This is a genomic window from Chitinophaga cymbidii, assembly GCF_007992715.1.
Classification (GTDB): domain Bacteria; phylum Bacteroidota; class Bacteroidia; order Chitinophagales; family Chitinophagaceae; genus Chitinophaga; species Chitinophaga cymbidii.
Genome location: NZ_BKAU01000001.1, coordinates 697292 through 721089, shown reverse-complemented (window position 1 = coordinate 721089; position 23798 = coordinate 697292). Strand labels below are relative to the sequence as shown.

Below are 23798 nucleotides of genomic sequence, written 5' to 3'. Positions count from 1 at the left end.
TTTCGAGTTATGAAAGAGACAACAGCGGAACGCCTGCACAAAAGGCCCGGGTGGGTTGCCTGCCTGGTGCTGGCTTTGTGTTGCCTGTGCCTGCCGCGGGCATTTGCGCAGGTGGCGGGAGAGGAGCTGCGGAGAACAGTGGTGAGCATACAGGTGACCAGCCAGACGTTCGACAAAATATTTGACCAGATAGAAGCGGCGACAAGGTTCAGGTTTGTGTACAGTCCATCTGAAATAGCCCGCAGCGGAAAAGTGACGGTCAACAAAAAGAATATTTCCGTTGAACAGGTATTGAAGCTCCTGCCGTCCGGCCTGCAATACGAGCTGCGCGGCAGAAACATACTGATCACCCGCAAAGAGCCGCCGCCTTCCCGTTCACCCGGCCCGCAGATGCTCAACGGCCGGGTAACGGACACGAGGGCCAACCCGCTGGAAGGCGTGAATGTAATGGTGAAAGGCTCGGCGGCACGCATTGCCACAGACCAGGCCGGCGCCTTCAGCATCCGCGCCGGACCGGGCGACACGCTTCGTTTCAGCCTGCTGGGTTTTTGCGAACAGGAGGTGCCGGTGGAAAACGTGGGCTTGCTGTATATCACCCTCCTGCCGAAACATGCTTCACTCAAAGAAGTGGTGGTGATCGGTTACGGAACGTCCAGCAAGGAAAAGCTCACCACCGCCGTAGGTACCGTAAGTGGCGAAGCGCTGAACGAGCGCGCCACCACCATGAACATGATGCAGGGGCTTGCCGGGAAAGTAGCGGGCGTGAGCGTGATGATGAACTCGGGCAAGCCGGGCGGAAATCCCATCGTGAAGATCAGGGGCACCGGCTCCATCAACGCATACAACGGGCCTTTATACGTGATAGACGGAATTGTGGGAGCAGACCCGATGAACATCGATCCAAACATAGTTGCCGCGGTAGATGTGCTGAAAGATGCCGCTGCCTCGGCAATTTACGGTTCAAGAGGCTCCAACGGCGTGATCGTGATCACCACCAAAAAAGGAACGAGGGGCAGCCCGGATATTTCATTCCGCAACACGCTGAGCTTCGGCTCCCTCGCCCGGAAAGTGGACCTGATGAATGCGGACGAAGCTTTGGAAATGTTTAAACGCGAATACGAATACCTGCCCGGCCGTACGGCGCCTCACCTCGATCCGGGGCGGCAATTCCTGCGGAAGGAAGAGCTGTTCAATGCGGATGGTACGCCGAAATACAATACGGACTGGCAGGAAGAAGCCAGCCGCATCGCCGTGTCGCACGAACATTCATTGTCTCTGTCCGCCAGCAGGGAAGGGATTACCGCCCTGGTGAACCTTTCCTATAATGACCAGCAGGGTATTCTGATCAACAGCTACTCGCGGCAGGTGAACGGTTTTATCAATGTGGGATGGGATGTAAAGAAATGGCTGCACTTGCAGGCCGTGATCAACAGCGGCGCATTCAAGCAGAATAATGTAGACATCAATACGTTCGGATTGAATGCGGTGCGGCAGATCTATGAGTTCCTGCCTTTCTTGCCCGTGCAGTATGCGGATGGCAGCTATTCGCGGAAAGGCGATTATCCCGGTGCGGAAGATTCCGAAAATCCCGTGCGGCTGATGCGGGAAGTGAAGTCCGTCGCCGGCCGCACGTATACCATGGGCAACCTGCTGGCCACGTTCCGCTTCAGCGGCAAGCTGCATTTTACCGCAAGTCTGAGCGGGCAAACGGGCGCTACTTACAACCTGTATTATTCCGGCCGCGATATCCGCGGCTACTCGGATACGCAGCAGGGCGTGGCTACACGGGGGCACGGCAATTCCGGTTCCTGGACTTCGGAAGATTACCTGACCTGGAACGATCAGTTCGGTAAACATAAGCTCACCGGCGTGGCGGGCGCCAGCTGGTATTATTTCGCGAACATGAATACGGAAGCGGGTAGTGAAGGTTTTTTCGATGACTTTTTTTCTTATAACAGCCTGCAAACGGGACTGGTGCCGCAACGGCCGGAGTCCGGCGCCAGCAACACGGCCATGAATTCCTATTACATGCGGTTCAATTATGATTTTGACAGCCGCTACCTGTTCGGGTTTTCATTTCGTGCGGATGGTTCCTCCCGCTTCGGGGCCAACAACCGGTATGGTTATTTTCCGAGTTTCTCGGGCGCCTGGCGTTTGTCCTCAGAGCCTTTTCTGCGCAATGTGCGCGGCATCACCGACCTGAAGCTGCGGGGCAGTTACGGCATCGTGGGGAATGCGGACATCGGGGATTATGTTACGGAAGACAGGCTGAGAAGCGGACAGGTGATCTTCAACGGCCAGGTAGTGCCGTCGGTTACACTGGAATCCCTCGGCAACAGGAACCTGAAATGGGAAAAAGCGCACCAGCTCAACATCGGCATAGACGCTTCCCTGCTGGACGGCCGCGTGCAATTCACCGGCGACGTGTACAACCGCGTAACGAAAGACCTGCTGTATTACAAGCTGCTGCCGTCCACCACGGGCTATGAAGGCGCTTTCGATAACATCGGTTCCATCCGCAACAGGGGCATAGAGCTATCGCTCGTAACAAGCAATATCCGCCGCCGGCGCTTTTCATGGAATACTTCGCTGATCTATTCCATGAATCGTTCCCGCGTGCTGGAGCTGAACGGCGATATCATGTATCCCTGGGGAGGCCGCATCATGGAAGGCCGCCCGCTGAACGAGTTCTACGGCTACCTCCGCCTCGGCACCTGGGGAACGGACGAAGCCACGGAAGCCGCCGTGTTTGGTAAAAAGCCCGGCGACCTGAAATATGCGGACCTGAATCAGAATAAACTGAAAGACGCTAACGACCGCACTGTGCTCGGCAATGGCATGCCGGATTTTGAAGCAAGCGTGAGCAATACATTTACGTACAAAAACTTTTCACTGGCGGTGGACCTGCAAGCCATCTACGGTCACAGCCTCGCGAACTTCACCCGCATGCTCATGGTGAACGCCGCGCCAGCCATCAACAGCTACAAAAGCCTGCTGGACGCCTGGACGCCGGAGCGGCAGGGCGGTATGAACGCCGCGCTGCGCCTGCCGGGAGATGGGTTCGACAGCGAGATGGACAGCTACAACGTAGAAAAAGGCACCTTCCTGCGCGTGCGCAACATCGTGCTCGGATACCGCCTGCGGGAAGAATGGCTGAAGAAGTACCGGCTGAAGTCGGCCATGCTCGGCGTCAGCGCGGAGAATTATTTCCTGTTCACCAAATACAAAGGCTACGATCCCGAAGCGTCCTCATTCGATGGAGATTTCAACCAGGGCGTAGACCTCTACCAATATCCGAAAGCAAAAACACTGGCGGTCACCTTAAACGTTACGTTCTGACATGAAACGAGTGGTCATGCTGCTGGCGATGGCAGCCATTACATCCTGCAATAAGTTCCTGGAAGAGGAGCCATCCGGCTCTCTCGGCCTGGCGCACTATTACAAAACGCCGGAGCAGGTAAGCGCCGCGGTAAATGGTACGTACGACGGACTGGCCACTCCCTTTATCGTGAACATCGGCGTGTCCGTAAGCCCGGTGTATTCGCTGGAATACATCACCGGCTACAGCCGCCGGCCAAGGCCATCGGGATTTGAAGATGATCAGTTTCTGCGGCTGGACAGGCTGGACAATGCAAATTCAAGATTGCAGGGCTGGTGGAACGCCACTTACTATCCCGTGGAAAACTGCAACAGCGTGATTGAGCACGTCAGCGTTACCACTTTGGTAGACGAAGTAACGAAACAGCGATACCTCGGCCAGGCTTATTTCCTTCGGGCATGGTACTACTTCCAGGCAGTGCGGCTGTTCGGGGATGTTCCGCTGAAACTGACCACCACAAAGGATATTAATGATGTGCGGATTCGCCGTTCGTCCAAAGAAGCCGTGTATGATCAGATCGTGAAAGACCTCACCGCCGCAGAAAACGCCGGCCTTCCGTGGACGGACCCAAGCGGCCATGTGAGCCTCGGCGCCGTGAAGTCATTGCTGGCAAAGGTGTACATCACCATGGCCGGGTACCCCCTGCAGAAAGGAGCGCCGTATTATCAGAAGGCGTACGACAAAGCGATGGAGGTGATCGGCAGCCACCAGTTTTCCCTGTTCGAACAATACAGCGATCTGCGCAATGCATCCGTGCAGAATACGCGCGAACATATTTTCATGTTGCAGCGCCACCCCACGGTAGCGGTGAGCAACATTCACGGGGCCTACCTTCCGTACCCCGGCCAGCCTGTTTCCATACAACCCGCCTACGGCGGAGCCATGGCGCCGGCGCAGGCATTCTATGATTCTTATGCGGATAACGACGGCCGCAAGCAGGAGCAGGCTTTCTTCTATACGAAGTACCCGCGCTACGGCAATCCCGCGGACATGATCTTTTTTCCCGCGCCTTACATCTTCAAGTTCTGGGACGCGGAAGCGGAAAAGACCGGCCGCTCCGGCGCCAACTTCCCGCTGATACGCTACGCGGACGTACTCCTGTTATGCGCCGAAGCAAAAAGTAACCTCGATGGCGGCGTCACCTCCGACGCAGCAGCGATCGACGCTTACTACGCTGTACGCCACCGGGCGTTTCCAGCGGAAGCAAAACCTGTTACACTAACAACTGACGATATACTGAAGGAAAGATATTGGGAGCTTTGTTTTGAATTTCAAAGCTGGTACGATATGCTGCGCACCCGGAAGGCGTTTGATGTGGAGCACGGTGTGATGACCAGCCTGATCGGCTACAAGGCGCCTAATCATCTGCGGGCATTTGCGGAAGCAGACCTTCAATTTCCATTACCATTAGCCGAAGTTCAGAAAAACCCGGACTTGGCCCTTTAACAACAGCATGAAACTGAAACGTATTTGCCTGGCGGTGCTGCTCACCGCTGCGGCCCAGGAAGCTTTTGCTCAGCAGCATTACTTTATTGACGGCTATCACGGCGGGGTATACGGACATTACCCCGCAGGGTACACTCAATTCATGACCTCCCGGCTGCAGGCCAATCATTACTGGAAGGTCAACCTGGAAATAGAACCCGAAACCTGGGATGCCGTGAGAACGCGCGAACCGGAAGCCTACACCGTCTTCAAAAAAATATTCGCCGACCAGTCAGACGCAGGGCGCATAGAATATGTGAACCCCGCTTACGGACAAAGCTACCTGTACACCGGCTCCGGCGAAAGCATGATCCGGCAGTTCAGCTACGGCATACAAAAAGTGAAGGAACATTTTCCGGAAGCCGTGTTCACCACCTATTCCAGCGAAGAGCCCTGCTTCACCAGCGCCCTGCCGCAGGTATTGCTGTCCTTCGGCTTTAAATACGCATCCCTTAAAAACCCCAATACCTGCTGGGGCGGCTACACGAGCGCTTTTGGCGGCGAGCTGGTGCGGTGGCAGGGCCCCGATGGCAGCAGGATATTAACGGTGCCGCGGTACATCTCCGAGGCGCTGGTGAAAAATTCCACCTGGCAAACCACCGCCTGGGATAACGGGAAGGAATACATCTCCTCGGCGCTGGCAGCCGGTATTAAAAATCCCATAGGCATGTGCCTGCAGGATGCCGGATGGCGCAACGGCCCCTGGCTGAAACAAAGAGCGCGGTATGAAACCTGGCGAAATTATATCGGGCATATTGCAGATAAACAGCAGGCTTCGTTGTGGAAGTTCTCGCAGGAAGATGTGCGGGTCAGCCTCGTGTGGGGCGCACAGGTATTGCAACGCATCGCGCAGCAGGTGAGGGCTGCGGAAGACCGGCTGACTGTTGCGGAAAAATATGCGGCCATCACTGCATTGTACGACGGGGCTGCCTGGCCGCAGCAGGCGCTGGACACTGCCTGGAAATCGCTGCTGCTGGCGCAGCATCACGACTGCTGGATCGTGCCCTACAATGGCCGCAAAGGGGATACGTGGATCGATAAAGTAGAACGATGGACGGACATGACAATAAAAGTCAGCGACAGCATCCTGCATCAGCAAGCCCTCCACGAAAAATCGGATCAACCGGAAACATACATCCGTGTGGTGAACACAGCCGCCCGCCCGCGTGAAGAATCAAAGCAACCGGAAACATACATCCGTGTAGTGAACACCACCGCTCATCCGCGCGAAGAATGGGTGACGCTTGATGCGCAGGCAAGTACGGCGGAAGGCGGCTCCCACCTGCAACTGACCGTAAGAAGCAGTAAGGGCAGAAAGATGGAAACATTTGCCACCACCAACGGAAAGATCACCTTCAAAGCCAGCGTACCCGCGATGGGCTTCAGCGTATACCGCTTACAAAAAACAACGGCCCCCGTGAGCCGCCGTCACCACAACGGCCGTTACCGCCTGGAAACAGACCTCTACCGCATGGAGATCGATCCGGCGCGGGGCGGCGCCATCACCAGCCTGATCGCTAAAAAACTCGGAAATAAAGAAATGGTGGATGTAAAGAACGCCCGCAGCTTCAACGAACTGAGAGGATATTTTTATAACGAATCCGCATGGCGTTCCAGCACGGACACAGCGGCGGAAGTACGTATCATCGAGAATAGCAAAGTCCGCGTAACCGCGGAGATCAAAGGCTTCATTGCGGGACATCCGTTTACGCAACACATCACACTCGCCAACGGCCAGCGCAGGATAGATATGCAGGTGAAGATCGACTGGCAGGGCAACCCCGGCATCGGCGCCTATTCGCAAGCGGAAGGCTACAAAGCGGAAGCGTACCAAAAAGCATTTTATAACGACAGCTTCAAACTGCAGGTATTGTTCCCGCTCGATCTGCCGCAACAACAACTCAGCAAAGATGCTCCGTACGACGTAACGGAAAGCCGGCTGAACAACACATTCTTCAACAGCTGGGACAGCATCAAACACAACATCATCCTCCACTGGGCGGACGTGACCGGCGGTGGCGCCGGCATGGCGCTCTTTACCGATCACACCACGAGCTATGTGCACGGAAAGGATTACCCGCTGGGCCTTACGCTGCAATACGGCGGCAGGGCTCTGTGGGGGCGCAATTACGACATCACCGGCCCCACAGATGTAAAATATGCCATCATACCGCATCGTGGTAAATGGGATGAAGGCGGCATCAGCCAGGAAGAAACGCGCTGGTGTGAACCGCTGCAGGTAATACCGGTATCCGGCGGCAAGGACTTTTCCCTGCTTTCGTTGCAGGACGAACGCTGGCAGATATCCGCCTTATTGATGGATGGAAACGATCTGCTTATCAGGTTTTATAATGCCGCGGGCGATGACCGGGAAAAAGAAATAGTCTTCAATGGCAAGGCCACACAGGCGATGCTGGAACAACTTAACGGCGAAACACTACAAACTTTGCAGCAGCGCAACATTGCCGGGAAAACCGCCGTCCGCCTGTCCATGCCCCGTTTCGGCATCCGCACCATCCGGCTTAAAAATGTAACCGTAAATCATTAAACAACACGATATGAAAAAGTTATGGTATTCCCTCGGGCTGAGCTTTGCGTTGATGTCCGCACAGGCGCAGGTGAAACCCTTCCAGCAAAATGACCGCGTGATATTCGTGGGCAACAGCATCACGGAAGCAGGCGCTTACGTATCCTATGTCTATCTCTATTACATGACGCATTTCCCCGGCAAAAAGATCGTGATCATGAACGGCGGCATCGGCGGAGATAAAGCATCCGATATTTACCGCCGCCTGGAATATGACATCCTCGCCAAGAAACCGGATGTGCTCATCCTGACTTTTGGCATGAACGATACCGGGTATTTCGAGTTTGGCAATAGTGATGCCGATAAAACCGCGGCAGAACGCATTGAAGCCTCCCGCCGCAGCTATCAGCAGATAGAACAGCGCCTGCTGCAATTGCCGCGGATACAAAAAGTACTGATGTCATCACCGCCGTACGACGAAACAGCGAAGATCGGCGGAAACGTATTCCGCGGCAAGCACAAGGCCATGCTCGAAGTAGTGAAGTTCCAGGAAGCAGCCGCCCGTAAGAACAACTGGCCGTTCACCGACCTGTTCCGCCCTATGACAGAGCTGAACACCCGCCTGCAGCAAAACGATTCCGCGTTCACGCTGATCGGTCCGGACAGGGTGCACCCCGGCAATGCGGGGCACCTGGTGATGGCTTCGCTGTTCCTGAAAAGCCAGGGCCTGAGCGGTAAGCCCGTGGCGGATATCCGCATCGATGCAAAAGCGGGTAAATTACAACAGGCCGAGAACTGCAACATCAGCAACCTTTCCGCGTCCGCCGGTAAAGTGAGTTTCGGTTACCTGGCCGCGTCGCTGCCCTTCCCGGTAGATACCGTTGCCCGCATGTGGGGCAATGAACAGAAACAATCGGACGCGCTGAATTGGATTCCATTCACCGCTGACTTTAACCGTGAAATGGTGCAGGTAGGAGGATTGGAGCCCGGAGAATACAAGCTGCTGATAGACGGACAGGCAATAGGCAAATGGCCCGCATCCGCATTCGCAGAAGGCATCAACCTCGCCACGCTGCCGGAAACACCGCAATACCGGCAAGCCATGTCCATCATGCAGCTGAACCTTCGCCGCGCCGAAGTGGAAGCCCGCCTGCGCCGTTATTACTGGGTGCAGGGCAACTTCTTCGATAAAAAAGGATTGCTCCTAAAAGACAATGCCGCCGCGCTGGACAGTATCCGCAAATACGCGAAAAACGACGGCATGCTGCGCTTCCACGAAGAAAACTACGAAACGGCCATGCACAAAGAACTCCGCGCCGCCTGGCAGCAGGAGATCGATACCATCATCGGTCTGATCTATTCCATGAACAAACCTGTCCTCCATAAAATAGAGATCGTTAAAATCTAAAGACGTGAAAACTATTGCTACGATATTCCTGGCAGCCGCATTTTCCGTTCCTGCCGCCAGCATGGCGCAGGGCCCGGCGGCTTACGTCAATCCCTTCATCGGCGCCAGCACCAGCGAAGGCGCGGCCGGCATTTATCACGGGCTCGGCAAAACCTTTCCCGGCGCCGCCACGCCTTTTGGCATGGTGCAGTTAAGTCCCAACACCATCACCGGCGGCGACAATGGCTCCGGCTACAGCTATGAGCACACCACCATCGAAGGCTTCGCTTTTACGCAGATGAGCGGCATCGGCTGGTACGGCGATCTGGGTAATTTTCTCGTAATGCCCGCCACCGGGCCGTTGCAGACTTCCGCCGGCAGGCAGCAGCAGCCGGAAGAAGGCTACCGTTCCTCCTATTCCAAACAGGAAGAAAAAGCCACCGCGGGCTATTACGGCGTACAACTCACGGAACATAACATCAAAGCGGAAATGACCGCCGCTCCGCACAGCGGCATTATGCGGTTCACCTTCCCCGCACATCAGCAATCCCGCATACAGATCGACCTCGCGCGGAGAGTAGGCGGCACCTCCACCTGGCAGGAAGTGAAAGTGATAGACGATCATACCATTGCCGGATACATGCGCTGCACGCCCGATGGCGGCGGATGGGGCAATGGCGACGGCAAAGGGAACTACACCGTATATTTTTACGCGCAGTTCAGCAAGCCCCTCACTAAATGCGGGGTCTGGAGCGCGGACATCCCCGATGGATGGACACGCAAGCGCGAAGACATTGAAAGCGACCGCTACCGGCAACAGGTAGCCAAAGCCACCGTATTGCCCGGTGTAAAAGAGAAAGCCGGCAAACATCTCGGCTTTTATACCGAATTCGCCACCACGGAACAGGAAACGGTGATGATGAAAGCAGGTATTTCCTTCGTTAGCATGGATGGCGCCAAAGCCAACCTGGAAGCGGAAATAAAGGGCTGGAATTTTGACGCGGTGCGGCGGCAGGCGTTTGCATTATGGAATGCAGCACTTGGAAAGATGAAGGTGGATGGAGGTACGGAGGAAGAAAAGACCGTGTTTTACACCGCCCTCTATCACACGATGATAGATCCGCGCAATATTTCAGATGTGGATGGAAAATATATTGGCGGTGACGGGAAAGTGCATGTGGTGAACAGCTTCAGCAAGCGCAGCATCTTCAGCGGCTGGGATGTGTTCCGCAGCCAGATGCCCCTGCAAACCATCATCAACCCGGCTGTGGTGAATGACATGATCAATTCACTGGTAACGCTCGCTGACGAAACCGGCAACCATTACCTCGAGCGCTGGGAGTTCCTGAACGCCTACAGCGGCTGCATGATCGGCAATCCCGCCGTTTCCGTCATTGCGGACGCCTATGCAAAAGGAATACGCAGGTTTGATGTTGAAAAGGCTTATGCCTACGCTAAAAACTCCGTGGAGAAATTCGGCAATGGCGGCAAAGGCTATTCCACCGGCGGGCTGAGCGTATCGCTTACGCTGGAATATGCGTATTTCGACTGGTGCCTCGGCCGGCTGGCCGCCGCGCTGGGAAAGCGGAAAGATGAAAAGGTCTATACGGCGCGGGGTGGTAATTATAAGAATGTATTCGACAAGGATAAAGGCTGGTTCCGTCCGCGTAATGACGACGGCAGCTGGCAGCCCTGGCCGGAAGAAGGCCGGATGAAGCAGGGATACGGCACCATTGAAAGCAGTCCTTACCAGCAGGGGTGGTTTGTGCCGCAGGATGTACCGGGCCTGGTGAAGCTGCTGGGAGGAAAGGAAAAAGTACTGGCCGACCTGGCCGCTTTCTTCGAAAAAGTGCCGGAGGACATGATGTGGAACGATTATTACAATCATGCCAATGAGCCGGTACATCACGTGCCCTTTTTATTCAACCGTCTTGGCAGGCCCTGGCTCACCCAGCAATGGACCCGCGAGATCTGCGCCCGCGCTTACCGCAACGCGGTAGAGGGTTTGGTGGGTAATGAAGATGTCGGCCAGATGTCCGCCTGGTACGTACTGGCTGCCAGCGGGCTGCACCCCGTTTGCCCCGGCAGCACCCGCTACGAGATCACCAGCCCGGTATTCAACACCATCACCATCGCCCTTGATCCGGCCTATGCCAAAGGCAGGCAGTTTACCGTCCGCACCCGCAACAACACCCCCGCCAACCGCTATATCCAGCGCGCCTGGCTGAACGGCAAACCTTACGCCCGTTGTTACCTCGACCATGCCCTGATCGCCGCCGGGGGAACGCTGGAGCTGGAAATGGGCAGCAAACCCAATAAAAACTGGGGAATTCAATAAAAAATCCGCACAGGGATGGCGGTACTGTTTTCTTAAAGTGTCATTACAATAAGGACGAAAAGTAACTGAACAAAAAGATACCGCGCCGGAGGCCACCCTGACAGGTTGCTGTTACGGACCGGCGCTGTTATGCTACGTTAGCAAATTTATCACCAAAAGCTGAACGCTATCACGTATTAACGTTATGAAATCAAAGATCACGTTCGCGGCGCCTGTATGCCTGTGCATCGGAATGCTTGCCCTTGCTTCCTGCGGCAAGAAAAACTTCCTGGATGAAACGGAAACCACCAATTTGAACGAGCAGACCGTATTTTCGGACAGTGCCCGTACGGTGGCCTTCCTCACGAACATTTATATCGATATCGGTTTTGCCGAAAGCGCTACCCGCTTCGGCAATGGCGGACTGGATGCGTCGTGCGACGAGGCCGAGCCGCAGAAATCCTCCACGGTAACTACTTCCATACAGTTTGCCACCGGCACTGTAAACCCTTCCATCATCAGTGCGGACGCCTGGAACCTGCCCTATACCAATATCCGCAGGGTCAACCAGCTGCTGAAGCACCTCCCCGGCGCGCCGATCCCCGCGCATATCCGCAGCGCCATGGCGCTGGAAGCGCGTTTCCTCCGGGCATGGTACTACGCCATTCTGCTGAAACACTACGGCGGCGTGCCCCTGATCGGCGATTCCGTATTCAGTATCACGGACAAGCTGCCCGCCGTTCGCAACACGTATGAAGAATGCGTGGATTACATTGTTTCCGAATGCGATGCCGTAGCGGCGGGATTACCGCTGGAACGCATACGCGAAGATTATGGCCGCGTCAGCGGCGGCGCAGCCATGGCCCTCAAGGCCAGGGTGCTGTTATATGCCGCCAGCCCGCTGTTCAACGGCGGCGGCATCGATCCGCAGAACGCCGTTACCGGCTATACGGACAATGTGCAGGAGCGCTGGAAGCTCGCGGCGGACGCGGCGGGAGACGTAATACGCACGGACGCCTACTCACTCCATGAAGATAATACCACCGCGCCGGGTTACGGCTTCTATAAATTATTCACCCTGCGCGTGAACACCGAATATATCCTCGCGAAAATGCAGGGTGGCAACCGCGAGCTGGAAACAGCCTGGCAGCCACCGTCCCGGCAAGGCGGACAAGGCGGCTTCCCCTACCAGGAGCTGGTGGACGCATTCGGCATGGCGAACGGCAAACCTATTACCGATCCCACCTCGGGCTACAACGCCGCAGACCCCTACAGCAACCGCGATCCACGGCTGGCCTACTCCGTGATCCGCGACCAGATGCCGCTGATTCAGAACAACGGCCTGAAGGAACCGGTGAACATTTACCTCGGCCCGGATGGCAAAGGCGTCAGCCAGGACGCTGTGCATGCCGGTACGCCCACCGGTTATTACACCAATAAGATGCTGGACGAAAATATCAGCGCCAACTTCATCCACGGCAGCCAGCGCTGCTTTCCGCTGATGCGGTATGCGGAAGTGCTCCTCAACTTCGCGGAAGCAACGAACGAATATGAAGGCGCGACCCCCGATGTGTACGATGCCGTGGAACTGGTGCGGAAACGCGCCGGCCTCGTGCCTTATGAGCTGGAAGCGGGGCTTGACAAAGAAGAGATGCGCGGGATCATCCGCGCGGAAAGGAGAGTGGAGCTGGCCTTTGAAGGTCATCGCTTCTGGGATGTAAGAAGATGGAAAATTGCGGAGCAGACGGAAAATAAGCAGATGACAGGCATGGAGGTAAGACGCAACGGCAGCAATGTAACCTATACCATCTTCCCCGTCCGCAAACACAATTTCCGGCCGGCCATGTACCTGTGGGCCATTCCGCAGAGCGAAACCGCAAAATCCCCGGAACTGAAACAAAATCCATCCTGGTAAAAAATCAATAGCATGCAATTCAGACTCCTCACATATTTACTGATGACCGCATGGCTGCTGGTCATACAGTCCTGCAAGCAACAGGAAATACTCGTGCCCGAACAGGTAAAAGACATCTCCGGCGAATGGCGCATCACAAAGGCCGTCCGCAATGGGGTAGACATCACTACGCTGACCGACTTTACACAGTTCAGGATACGCTTCACCGCCGATCTTCAATATACCATAGAAAACCCGCTGCCCTTCATTGTCAGCAAGAACGGCAGCTATTCGCTGGATGATCCCAAATATCCGTTTCGGATCACTTTTTCGGAAAGCGGGGGGAATGCGCCGGTGAGCAACACGTTTACTTACCCGGTCGTAAACGGCAAGCGCAATATGAACATTTCGTTCAGTCCCGGTTGCGCTGCTAACACTTACGAATACACGCTTGAAAGAATCAATCCCTAATCCAGTTCAACACAACACGATATGAAAAGATATACATATGGCATATGCCTGGTCCTGCTGCTGCTGGCGGGCTGCGTATTCCTTGAGGGGATAGACCAGCCCACCACCGCCAAAGCGGGCGAAGAGCTGACCATCACCATGCACAACCGCATTGATGTGGCGGATGGCGGGCGCAGCAACGTAAGACTGATCATCGGTTTCCTGGCGCCTAAAAGCTGGGCGGCAACAGCCAATTCCAATATCACCTTTACCACTACTTCCTACGGCAACGGCAAAATGGTGCCGGTACCCTCGTCTGTCAGCCCCGGCAGCGGGCTCAGCTGGTCCGAAGCGCTGAAAAACCGCTTTGGGATGGGCGGCAATTATATGACAGACGAGCTGGAATGGGTGGTGTTCTGGACCGAGCAGGCTTACAATGTGCCGCAAGGCGTGAAGGAAAACATTGATGTAACGATCGTGACCAAACCCGGTCCCGAGAACATGCAGTTCAAAACCGGTTATTTCCTCGGCACCAGCTCGGAAGGTCTCAGCGACGTGTTTGGTTCCAACAACGTATACAAATGCCAGTTCAAAGACTGCTTTACCATTACGGACGGCACCGGTGATGTGATCGACTTCTGCAATCCCCAGATAGCGGCCGTTGCGCCCGGTATGGCGACAGACAATGATCTCCTGACCATCAGCTTTGATCCGGACGTGGTGCCTACGCCACTGAACGGTGTGGGGAATATTTATTTCTGTGCGAAAGGATATACTACGGACGGGCAGGTGCTGGAAAACTGCGCGCAAACGGAAAGCTCCCTGCTGAAGGAATACACCGGCAACAAATCCGCCTTCACCTTCTGGCCGCGTGCGTATTTCAACATGCAGGAAGGACAGACGCTGGAGAAGATCGAGTATTTCTTTACGGATGCTTCCGGCACCGTGAAGGTCGGATTCAGCAACACGGCCAATCCCTTTGTGTACACATTCAAATGCCAATAACCACCATCGTTCCATAAAACTGATACAATGGCTTACCGCTACTTCAGACGATATATTTCCATCCTTGCCTGCCTGTTGACCGTAGTTTGCGGAAGCGTGCGGGCACAGCAGCCAGGCACGGTTTCCGGTCAGCTGACAGACAGCTATGGTCAGCCGCTTGCCGGCGCGGCCATCTTCATAAAAGGCGCCAAAGACAGCACCACCAGCGATGCCGCCGGAAAATTCACCGTGCGCGCCACCGCTGATAATACGCTGATCATCCAACATCCGGGATACTATACCATCGAGCAGAAGCCGCACGATGGAAAACCCCTGATGCTGCGCATGGAAGAACAGTACATTCCTGCTCCCGCGAAAATACCCGTGTTATACGGAGAGGCTTCGCCGAAAAGTATGGTTGGCGCTGTATCTACCGTATACACCAACCAGCTGTCCACCACACCCGCAACGTTATACGCTTATGCATTGCCCGGCCGTCTCGCGGGATTATACACGCAGCAGTCCAGCGGTTTTCGCAATCCCGCCACCGGCAATAATTTTGATGTGGACATATTCGTTGGTAACATTCCCCGCCCCGGCGCGCAGGAACCGAGCGACAACACCGAGATCGGTCTTTCGCTGCGCGGACAGACGCCTGTAACGATCGTGGACGGTGTGCAGCGCGATGTGTTTTCTATCGACCCCGAAAATATTGAATCCATATCTGTATTGAAAGACGGACTGTCTACCATCCTGCTCGGCCAGCGCAGCTCCCGCGGCGTATTGCTTGTCACCACCAAACGCGCCCGCGCCGGCAAACCGAGAGTATCCTTTACAGCGCAGACCGGCGTGCAGCAATCCCTCCGCATGCCAAAGCCGCTGCCCGCCTGGCAGTACGCTTACCTGCTGAACGAAGCCCTGCAAAACGACGGCAAGCAACCTTTGTACAAAGAAGCCGACTTCATCGCATTCCGCGATCGTACCAGTCCGTATACCCACCCGGACATCAACTGGTACGACGAAATCCTCCGCGACAATGCGCTCCTTTCCCGCTACAACCTGAACATCAACGGCGGCGGTAACGTAGCCCGGTACTCCGTTTCCCTGAACTATACCGATCAGCAGGGCATGTTCAGAACGGCGCCCGGCAACAGCTACAATACCAACGCGGGGCTGAAACGCTACCTGATCAACACGGACGTGAATATCGATGTAACGGATAACCTGAACATCGGCATGCAGATCTTTGGCCGCCTCCAGGAAGGAACGCAGCCGGGAGCCGGCACCGGCAGCATATTGGGCGCATTGCTGGCCACACCCAATTCGGCATATCCCATTTATAATATGAACGGCAGCTGGGGCGGCACCAACAACCTCACCACCAACCTGCTGTCCCAAACCATCAACAGCGGTTATATACAGGACAACAGTAAGGATGTGATGGCGAATGTAGACCTCCGCTATGACCTCGGCGACTGGGTGCCGGGGCTTTCCATCAAAGGAAAAGGCAATCTCTCCATTCAATCCGCCAATGCCATCGACCGCAGCAAGCGCGAGCTGGTGTACAGGATGCAGGCCACGCAGGACGACACGCTCTATATCAAATCCGGTGAGGCGATTGCGCAGCGGAACAATTTCATGTCTGTTTTCAACGCACAATATTTCTTCGGCCAGGTGTCCGTGAATTACGACCGGCAGTTTGGCCGTCACGGTATTAACGCCGTAGTGCTGGCGGACAGCCGGCAGACGATCTTCAACTATGATCTCCCCGGTAAGGCCACGAACCTGTCTGCGAAGGCCGGTTACAACTACGCCAATAAATACTTCGCGGAGGCCGCGCTCAACCGCAGCGGCTACAATCGTTACATCCCCGGTCAGCAATACGGCACTTTCTTCGCCGTGGGCGCGGGTTGGGACATGGCGCAGGAAAACTTCCTGAAAGGCAATGCCGGCTGGCTGGACCAGTTAAAATTGAGAGGCGTTTACGCCCACACCGGCAACGGCATCGACAATTCCGGCTATTATATCTGGCGGCAGGACTTCAGTGAGAACAACGGCATCGGCGGAGGCATTTACGAGCAAGGCACCGCGCGTTCGCCGGCCTCCGGTTTCCAGGAGAACGGCCTCGCAAATGTGAACATTTCCTGGGAAACCGCGCGCAAGCTGGATGTGGGGATAGACATATCGCTGTTCGGCAACCAGGTGCAGATCACGGGTGATTATTATCACGACCGCTACGAAAACCTTTTGCAGATCAGGGGAAAGAGCATCGCATTGTCCGGCGCCAACTATCCGCCCGAGAACATCGGCGCTAACCTTTATCAGGGCGGAGAGCTGACGCTTACTTACCAGGGCCGGGTGAACGGATTTAACTATTTCGTTACGGCCAACGGCAGCATCGAGCAGAGCAAGGTATTGTTTATGGATGAACAACGCCGTGAATATGAATGGAACAAAAGAACAGGCCAGCCGGTTGGCATGCGCTTCGGATATATCGCGGACGGATTTTTCCAGTCTGCCGAAGAAGCTGAAGGAAGCGCCACCATCGCCGGTTACAAACCGGTGGCAGGCGATATAAAATATAAAGATCTGAATGGTGACGGTACGATCAACCAGTTCGACGAAGCGCCCATCGGCACCTATAAGCCGCGCTTTTATTATGGCGCTACCATCGGATTTTCCTGGAAAGGCATAGAAGCGAGTGCACTGTTGCAGGGCGTAGCGAACCGGGTGAATTACGTCGCCAATTTTGCCACTGAACTGGGATTCCAGTTCCTCAACTTCACCTATGGTCAGGCATATGAGCAGATCACCGGCCGCTGGACGCCGGAAACCGCCGCCACTGCTACCTATCCGCGGTTGACGGCCGATGCCAACCATAACTACAACAAAGCCAGTTCTTCTTTCTGGGTGCGTAACGGAAATTATTTCCGGTTGAAGAACCTGAGCGTAGCCTACAACCTTCCGTACGGCTGGACGCGCCGCCTCCGGCTCGGCAGCGTGAAGATATTCGCCAACGCGCAGAACCTCTTTACGCATGCAGCGTACGATTTTGTGGACCCGGAAGTAGGTGTGGGAGCATACCCGATACAGCGTGTGCTGAACACCGGCATCAATATTAAATTCTAGTCAGCCTTCTAAATAAAGCAAAATGAAGCATCTCCGCATAATGATCCTCGTGGCAGGCTGTCTTGCAGCCTTTGTTGCCTGCAAAAAGGATTATGAAGTAATACCGCTTGAAAAAGTGACGATAGAATATGTATTTGACCAGGATGATTCGCTCGGCACCTACGCCAACAGGTTCCTGAACAGCATCTATTCCAAACTCCCCGGGGGCTACAACCGCGTAGGCGGCGATCTGCTGGATGCTGCGTCTGACGACGCTATTTCCGGCCTCACGGGTACTTCCGCCGTATTGCAGCTTGCCACGGGAGCGTATACTTCCTTCGCCACGATCGCGGACGAAACGCCCTGGAACAACGCTTATGCGGCCATCCGCGCCGCGAGCATTTTTGTTTCCAATATCGATGTATCGCCGGTGAAGGAAAAACTGCCGAACGGATATTCCATGCGCTACGCCTGGAAGGCCGAAGCGCGGTTTATCCGGGCGCTGTTTTACTTCGAGCTGCTGAAACGCTACGGCGGCATACCGCTGATGGGCGATAAAGTAAGAGTGCTTGGCGACGATGTGCAGATACCCCGCAGCTCTTTTGCGGATTGCGTGGATTATATCGTGGGTGAATGCGATGCGATCAGGGACAGCCTGCGCCCCAATCCCGTGGCGGCGCCGGAGCTGCACAGCCACCGCGCCACAAGAGGAGCGGCACAGGCATTGAAAGCACGGGTGCTGCTGTACGCCGCCAGCCCCTTGTTCAACGGCCAGAACATCGACGCCAACAATCCGCTGACCGGCTACGCCAGCTACGATAAAGAACGCTGGAAACTGGCGGCGGACGCGGCCCGCGAGCTGATCGAAGAACAGAAGTTCGCATTGCTGCCAAATTTCAAAAACATTTTCATCACCCAGCACAACAGCGAAGTGATATTTTTCCGGCAGGGTGGCAACAATACTGATATTGAAAATACCAACGGCCCCGTAGGCTTCGCCGCCGTGGCCCGCGGGCGGACCAATCCCACGCAGGAACTGATAGATGCATTTCCGACAAGCACCGGCCTGCCCATCACCGATCCCGCATCCGGCTACAACTCCAATGATCCCTATACCAACCGCGACCCGCGCCTGACCATGAGCGTCATCTACAACGGCGCCCGCTGGCTGAACACCGAGATACAAACGTTCGAAGGCGGCCAGCACAGGCCCGGCGGAGCGGAGCCCGGCACCAAAACCTCCTACTACATGCGCAAATTCATGGGCGACTTCGAGAACGCCACGCAGTACAGCAAGACGAGCCACGACTGGATCATCCTGCGCTACGCGGAAGTGCTGCTCAACTTTGCGGAAGCGGAGAATGAATACCAGGGCGCCACCGCCGAAGTGTACCAGGTGCTGAAAGACCTGCGTCAGCGCGCGGGCATAGCCCCCGGCGCCGATGGCATGTACGGCCTGAAGGAAAGCATGACGCCGGAAGAGATGCGCGAGGTGATCCGCAATGAGCGGAGGATAGAGCTGGCGTTTGAGGAACACCGTTTCTGGGACATCCGCCGCTGGAAGATCGCGCAGCAGGTATACGCCAACAGGCTGCACGGCATGAGCATCATCAAGGAAGGCCCGGTGTTCAACTACAACGTAGTAGAAGTATTCCGGCCCATATTTTCAGCACCTAAAATGTATTTCTACCCGATCCCGTACGACGAAGTGGTGAAGAACGATAACATGCGTCAGAACCCGGGTTGGTGATCCTCATTCCTTTCATGAAATATAACTGAGACAAGATGAAAAATATTATACTGTTCCTTCTGCTGATGACCGTTGCACCGCTGCCCTTGCTGGCGCAGCAGAAAACTGTCAGCGGTACTGTAAAAGATCTGAACGGCGTACTGCCGGGAGCGGCCATTTCGGAAAAAGGAGTTCCCACCAACGGCGTGATCGCCGATCCGGACGGCAGGTTCAAGCTGACGCTGAAAGGTACTTCCAACACCGTGATCGTAAAGCTGATCGGGTTCACCAGCCAGGAAATAGACCTGGAAAGCCGTTCTTATATCGATGTGGTGTTGCAGGCTTCCACGCAGGGGCTGGATGAAGTGGTGATCGTAGGCTTTAACGCTACCAGGCGTATTACCAATACCGGTGCGGTAAGCGCCATCACCGGCGCGGAGATCAGGAACGTGCCCACCGCCAATGTGCAGAACGCGCTGATGGGCAAGCTGCCGGGCTTCGTGTCGCAGCAACGCTCCGGGCAGCCGGGAAGGGACGCCTCCGATTTCTTCATTCGCGGCGTAAGCTCGCTGAACAGCGATGGCAACCGGCCGCTCATCATCGTGGATGATATTGAATATTCGTATGATCAGCTGCAGCAGATCAACGTAAACGAGATCGAAAGCATTTCCATCCTGAAAGACGCTTCCACCACCGCGATCTACGGTATCAAGGGCGCTAACGGCGTACTGGTAGTTGCTACCCGCCGCGGTAAAGGCGGCAGGCCGCAGGTGAACGTGCGGGTGGAATCCGGACAGCAGGCGCCGGTAAGGACCCCTAAATTCCTGGACTCCTACAACACCGCGCTGCTCGTGAACGAAGCATATAAGAACGACGGGCTCACACCCCGTTTCACCGCGGAAGACCTGGAGCTGTTCCGCAATGGCAACGATCCCTACGGTCATCCCAACATCAACTGGTACGATGCCGTATTCAAAAAACATGCTTACCAGGCCAATACCAATGTGGACATCTCCGGCGGCACCGAGGCCGTGAAGTACTTCGTGTCCGGCGGCTTCCTTACCCAGAACGGCCTGGTGAAAGATTTCTCCGACCCGAGGAACGAAGTGAACACCAACTATTTCTTCCGCCGTTATAATTTCCGCTCGAACCTGGACATGCGCGCCACCAAAACGCTCACGCTCCGGCTCGATCTTACCACCCGTTTCGGCGATATCAATCAGCCGCGCTCCGCCAACGTAGTATCTGAAGTATATAATTTCGAAAAGATACACCCGTATTCCGCACCGCTGATGAACCCCAACGGCAGCTACGCCTACGCCGTGGATACGAAAGACGCATTGCCGACACTGAACGCCCGGCTGGCGAACGGCGGCTACAGCCGCAGCAAGCGAACGGACTTCAACGTATTGTTCGGCGCCACGCAGCAACTGGATTTCATCACCAAAGGTCTTGCCCTCACAGGCCGCGTAGCGTATGCTGGCATCGAGCAATATTCGAGAAACCTCTTCCGCGAAGCCGAACCGCCTTCGTACTATTACAACCCGGTGGACCAGTCATACACCCTGGACCCGCGCGGCAACTACCGCTTGCAGAAATACCGCGTGACCGGCAACACAGACTTGTACAGCCGCAACATCAACACGCAGCTGTTCCTGAACTACGACCGCGCTTTCGGGGCGCATACATTCAACCTGCTGGCATTGTACAACCGGCAGAGCTATGCCTTCAAGTCAGACATCCCCGCCAACTTCCGCGGCTTCTCCTTCAAAGCAGGCTATAACTTCAAGCAGAAATACCTGCTGGATATCAACGGCGCCTATAACGGTTCCGACCGCTTCCAGGCGAAGAAAAGGAATGGCTTCTTTCCGGCAGTGGGCATAGGCTGGAGCATCTCGGAAGAACCTTTCTTCAAGGATAATATCAAGTTCGTAAGCCTGCTGAAGCTGCGCGGTTCATATGGCGTGGTAGGTTCGGACGTTACCTCCGGCAACCGTTATCTATTCCGCCAGGAGTACTATGAAGGCGGCGGCTATTCCTTCGGGGAAAACCACGCGGAGAACGGCTCCGTGTACGAAGGCGAACTGGGCAACCTCGATGTGACCTGGGAAAAAGCGAAGAAAGCGGACGTAGGTATAGACGTGAACCTGTTTAAGGACAAGCTGTCTTTTACCGTGGATTATTTTCATGATATCCGTTACGATCAGCTGGTGCGCAAAGGCTCCGTGTCCAACATCATCGGCGTTGGCTTCAGTCCCACGAACGTGGCGAAAACGAGCAATGCCGGTTTCGACGGGCAGATCAACTACCGCGGCAGCGTGCGCAACGTGAACTTCAACACCAGCCTGGTATTCCAGTACTTTAAAAATAAGGTGATCTTCAAAGATGAAGCCCGGCCGGCATATCCCTGGCTGGCGGAAACCGGCCTGCCGATCGACCAGCCTTTCGGGTATACGTTTATCGGTTACTACACGCCGGAAGACATTGAGAAGATACAAGCCAATACGCACGACAAACCGGCCACGCCGCTTACCGAATATCCCATCCAGGCGGGCGATCTCAAATACAGGGATACCAATGGCGATGGCGTGATCGATAACAACGACCAGGGGCCGATCGGCAAGCCCAACCTCGCCAACACCGTATTGGGGCTTACGCTGGGCGCCAACTACAAAGGCTTCAGCGTAAACCTGCTGTTCCAGGGCTCTTTCGGTTACAGCTTCAGCGTAGTGGGCACCGGCATCGAAACCTTCCAGAGCCAGTTCCAACCGATCCATCAGCAACGCTGGACGCCGGAGAACGCCGCCAACGCACAGTTTCCGCGCCTGACCAGCAACCCCACCACCGTGAACAGTGCAAGAACTTATATGTCGGATTTCTGGCTGATCGATGCGCGGTACGTGCGGCTGAAAACCGTGGACCTTGGCTATCAGCTGCCAAGCCGCTGGCTGCCGAAGCGGATCAACAACGCCAGGGCTTACCTGAGCGCATACAATCTTTTTACCTGGACGAACTACGACAAGTATCAGCAGGACCCCGAGGTGAGCAGCAACACCGCGGGCGATGCCTATATCAACCAGCGCGTAGTGAACGTGGGTATCCAGATCGGTTTTAAATAAAATAGTATGAACAAAATGATATCGTTACTGATAGTGGGAAGCATCTTCACTTCCTGCATGAAAAACCCGCTGGACGGCTATCTGAGCCAGGAGCGCGCCATTATTTCCTTCCGCCTGGCCGAGGGGCAGGTTGGTGAAGCAGAGATCGTGAACGGACCGGATTCCGCTATCATCACCGTATGGGCGGAGAAAGACCTGGACCTGAGCGCCATCAGTCCCGTTGTGACCGTTTCCAAAGGCGCCGCCGTGCTGCCCGCAAAAAATGTGAAAGTGGATTTTGCTTCCAAAGGCAACCGTTATACGTACCGCGTTACCTCCGAAGCGGGCATTGTGAAGAACTGGTATGTGCGCATTATGAAAGAAAGCGAACAGCTGGCCGGCCCGCGCCTGCAATTGCTGCAGGGCAACGGCAAATGGGACCCGCGCGTTACCGTATACAGCGACCTGGATTACAACGGGTACCTCACCCGTTATCAGAACTGGAACGGCGGCGATGGCTGCTATTCTGTGCTGCTACCGGATGGCCGCATTGTGTGGTCGTTCCAGGACAGCTTTTTCGGGCAGGTGAGCGCCAACCGCAGCCGCACGGACAATGTAATGCTCCGCAACGCCGCGCATATTCAACTGGATACTTCGCTGCAAAGCTTTATTCCGCTGAATCCCGGCCTGGGCAATCAAAGCGAAACCTGGATCAAATATGGAGATTCGCCGGAAGATCAGCATTGGTACTGGCCGGGAGCCGGACAGATACATGACAACAAATTCCAGATGCTGCTCAGTCATGTTACCAAAACCGGCAGCGGCTCCTGGGATTTCGCGCATGTGAGCACCGATATCGCGATCTTCGATCTGCCCTCCATGCAGCTCAACCAGATCATAAAAGACAAGGACGTGGTCAACAACTACAGCGCCGGCAGCATGAAGGCACCGGATGGCTACACGTACATGTACGCTACAGAAACCGGTTACCTTACTACTTTCATGTACGTGGCGCGGGTAGCGGGGCATGACCTCACCGGCGCCTGGGAGTATTACGGGGAGAACGGATGGGTGAGCACGCCGCAGAAATATAACGTTTGCAACAACATCACGCAGCCGAATGTATTTTATAAGAACGGCAAATATTATCTCGTATCACAGCAGCATATTTTCGGCCTGGATATTTACATCCAGGAATCCGCCACGCCCGTTGGGCCATGGACGAACAAACGCACGCTGTACCGCATTCCTGAACAGTACACCGGGGATATCATCACCTACAATGCATTTGTACATCATGCGCTGAGCAGGGAAGGCGAGCTGGTGATCTCTTACAACATCAACCCGACTGATTTTAACAGCAACTTCAACGCGCCCGGCAGCGCAGACCGGTATCGTCCCTTTTTTGTGCGGGTATTCAACTGGCAATAAATTTTGATG

Annotated in this window: 12 protein-coding genes; all 12 read left to right on the top strand. The window is 55.3% G+C overall.

The window, feature by feature from the left end; genetic code table 11:
- Positions 1–9 precede the first annotated feature (9 nt).
- A complete protein-coding gene (locus CCY01nite_RS02730) occupies positions 10–3339 on the top strand; it encodes a TonB-dependent receptor (protein WP_146857762.1) in 3330 nt (1109 codons plus the stop codon).
- 1 nt (position 3340) lies between these two features.
- Positions 3341–4825, top strand: a complete 1485-nt coding sequence (locus tag CCY01nite_RS02725) for a RagB/SusD family nutrient uptake outer membrane protein (RefSeq protein ID WP_146857761.1) — start codon at positions 3341–3343, stop codon at positions 4823–4825.
- 7 nt (positions 4826–4832) lie between these two features.
- Entirely contained in the window at positions 4833–7412 is a 2580-nt protein-coding gene (locus CCY01nite_RS02720; protein ID WP_146857760.1) for a glycoside hydrolase family 38 C-terminal domain-containing protein, read from the top strand.
- A 10-nt stretch (positions 7413–7422) separates the two neighbouring features.
- Positions 7423–8799: an SGNH/GDSL hydrolase family protein gene (locus CCY01nite_RS02715; protein WP_146857759.1), complete on the top strand. Its 1377-nt coding sequence runs from the start codon at positions 7423–7425 to the stop codon at positions 8797–8799.
- Between the two features lie 4 nt (positions 8800–8803).
- A complete protein-coding gene (locus tag CCY01nite_RS02710) occupies positions 8804–11116 on the top strand; it encodes a GH92 family glycosyl hydrolase (protein ID WP_146857758.1) in 2313 nt (770 codons plus the stop codon).
- Positions 11117–11300: 184 nt separating this feature from the next.
- Positions 11301–13010, top strand: a complete 1710-nt coding sequence (locus tag CCY01nite_RS02705) for a RagB/SusD family nutrient uptake outer membrane protein (RefSeq protein WP_146857757.1) — start codon at positions 11301–11303, stop codon at positions 13008–13010.
- 12 nt (positions 13011–13022) lie between these two features.
- The gene (locus CCY01nite_RS02700; RefSeq protein WP_146857756.1) at positions 13023–13460 is read left to right on the top strand and encodes a DUF5004 domain-containing protein; all 438 of its coding nucleotides are present in this window, start codon (positions 13023–13025) and stop codon (positions 13458–13460) included.
- A 21-nt stretch (positions 13461–13481) separates the two neighbouring features.
- Positions 13482–14444 carry a DUF4961 domain-containing protein gene (locus tag CCY01nite_RS02695; RefSeq protein ID WP_146857755.1) on the top strand — a complete coding sequence of 321 codons (963 nt, stop codon included), beginning with the start codon at positions 13482–13484 and terminating at the stop codon, positions 14442–14444.
- Between the two features lie 27 nt (positions 14445–14471).
- The gene (locus tag CCY01nite_RS02690; RefSeq protein WP_146857754.1) at positions 14472–17552 is read left to right on the top strand and encodes a SusC/RagA family TonB-linked outer membrane protein; all 3081 of its coding nucleotides are present in this window, start codon (positions 14472–14474) and stop codon (positions 17550–17552) included.
- 22 nt (positions 17553–17574) lie between these two features.
- The gene (locus tag CCY01nite_RS02685; protein ID WP_222614297.1) at positions 17575–19281 is read left to right on the top strand and encodes a RagB/SusD family nutrient uptake outer membrane protein; all 1707 of its coding nucleotides are present in this window, start codon (positions 17575–17577) and stop codon (positions 19279–19281) included.
- 35 nt (positions 19282–19316) lie between these two features.
- Positions 19317–22379: a SusC/RagA family TonB-linked outer membrane protein gene (locus tag CCY01nite_RS02680; protein WP_146857753.1), complete on the top strand. Its 3063-nt coding sequence runs from the start codon at positions 19317–19319 to the stop codon at positions 22377–22379.
- A gap of 6 nt (positions 22380–22385) precedes the next feature.
- Positions 22386–23789, top strand: coding sequence for a DUF5005 domain-containing protein (locus CCY01nite_RS02675; RefSeq protein WP_146857752.1), 1404 nt, complete (start codon positions 22386–22388; stop codon positions 23787–23789).
- The last annotated feature ends 9 nt before the right edge of the window (positions 23790–23798 follow it).

Excerpts from the sequence above, each read along its gene's own strand:
- CCY01nite_RS02715 (WP_146857759.1), top strand. The coding sequence starts at position 7,423 with ATGAAAAAGTTATGGTATTCCCTCGGGCTGAGCTTTGCGTTGATGTCC.
- CCY01nite_RS02690 (WP_146857754.1), top strand. The coding sequence starts at position 14,472 with ATGGCTTACCGCTACTTCAGACGATATATTTCCATCCTTGCCTGCCTG.
- CCY01nite_RS02725 (WP_146857761.1), top strand. The coding sequence starts at position 3,341 with ATGAAACGAGTGGTCATGCTGCTGGCGATGGCAGCCATTACATCCTGC.
- CCY01nite_RS02700 (WP_146857756.1), top strand. The coding sequence starts at position 13,023 with ATGCAATTCAGACTCCTCACATATTTACTGATGACCGCATGGCTGCTG.
- CCY01nite_RS02730 (WP_146857762.1), top strand. The coding sequence starts at position 10 with ATGAAAGAGACAACAGCGGAACGCCTGCACAAAAGGCCCGGGTGGGTT.
- CCY01nite_RS02705 (WP_146857757.1), top strand. The coding sequence starts at position 11,301 with ATGAAATCAAAGATCACGTTCGCGGCGCCTGTATGCCTGTGCATCGGA.
- CCY01nite_RS02675 (WP_146857752.1), top strand. The coding sequence starts at position 22,386 with ATGAACAAAATGATATCGTTACTGATAGTGGGAAGCATCTTCACTTCC.
- CCY01nite_RS02685 (WP_222614297.1), top strand. The coding sequence starts at position 17,575 with ATGAAGCATCTCCGCATAATGATCCTCGTGGCAGGCTGTCTTGCAGCC.
- CCY01nite_RS02720 (WP_146857760.1), top strand. The coding sequence starts at position 4,833 with ATGAAACTGAAACGTATTTGCCTGGCGGTGCTGCTCACCGCTGCGGCC.
- CCY01nite_RS02695 (WP_146857755.1), top strand. The coding sequence starts at position 13,482 with ATGAAAAGATATACATATGGCATATGCCTGGTCCTGCTGCTGCTGGCG.
- CCY01nite_RS02680 (WP_146857753.1), top strand. The coding sequence starts at position 19,317 with ATGAAAAATATTATACTGTTCCTTCTGCTGATGACCGTTGCACCGCTG.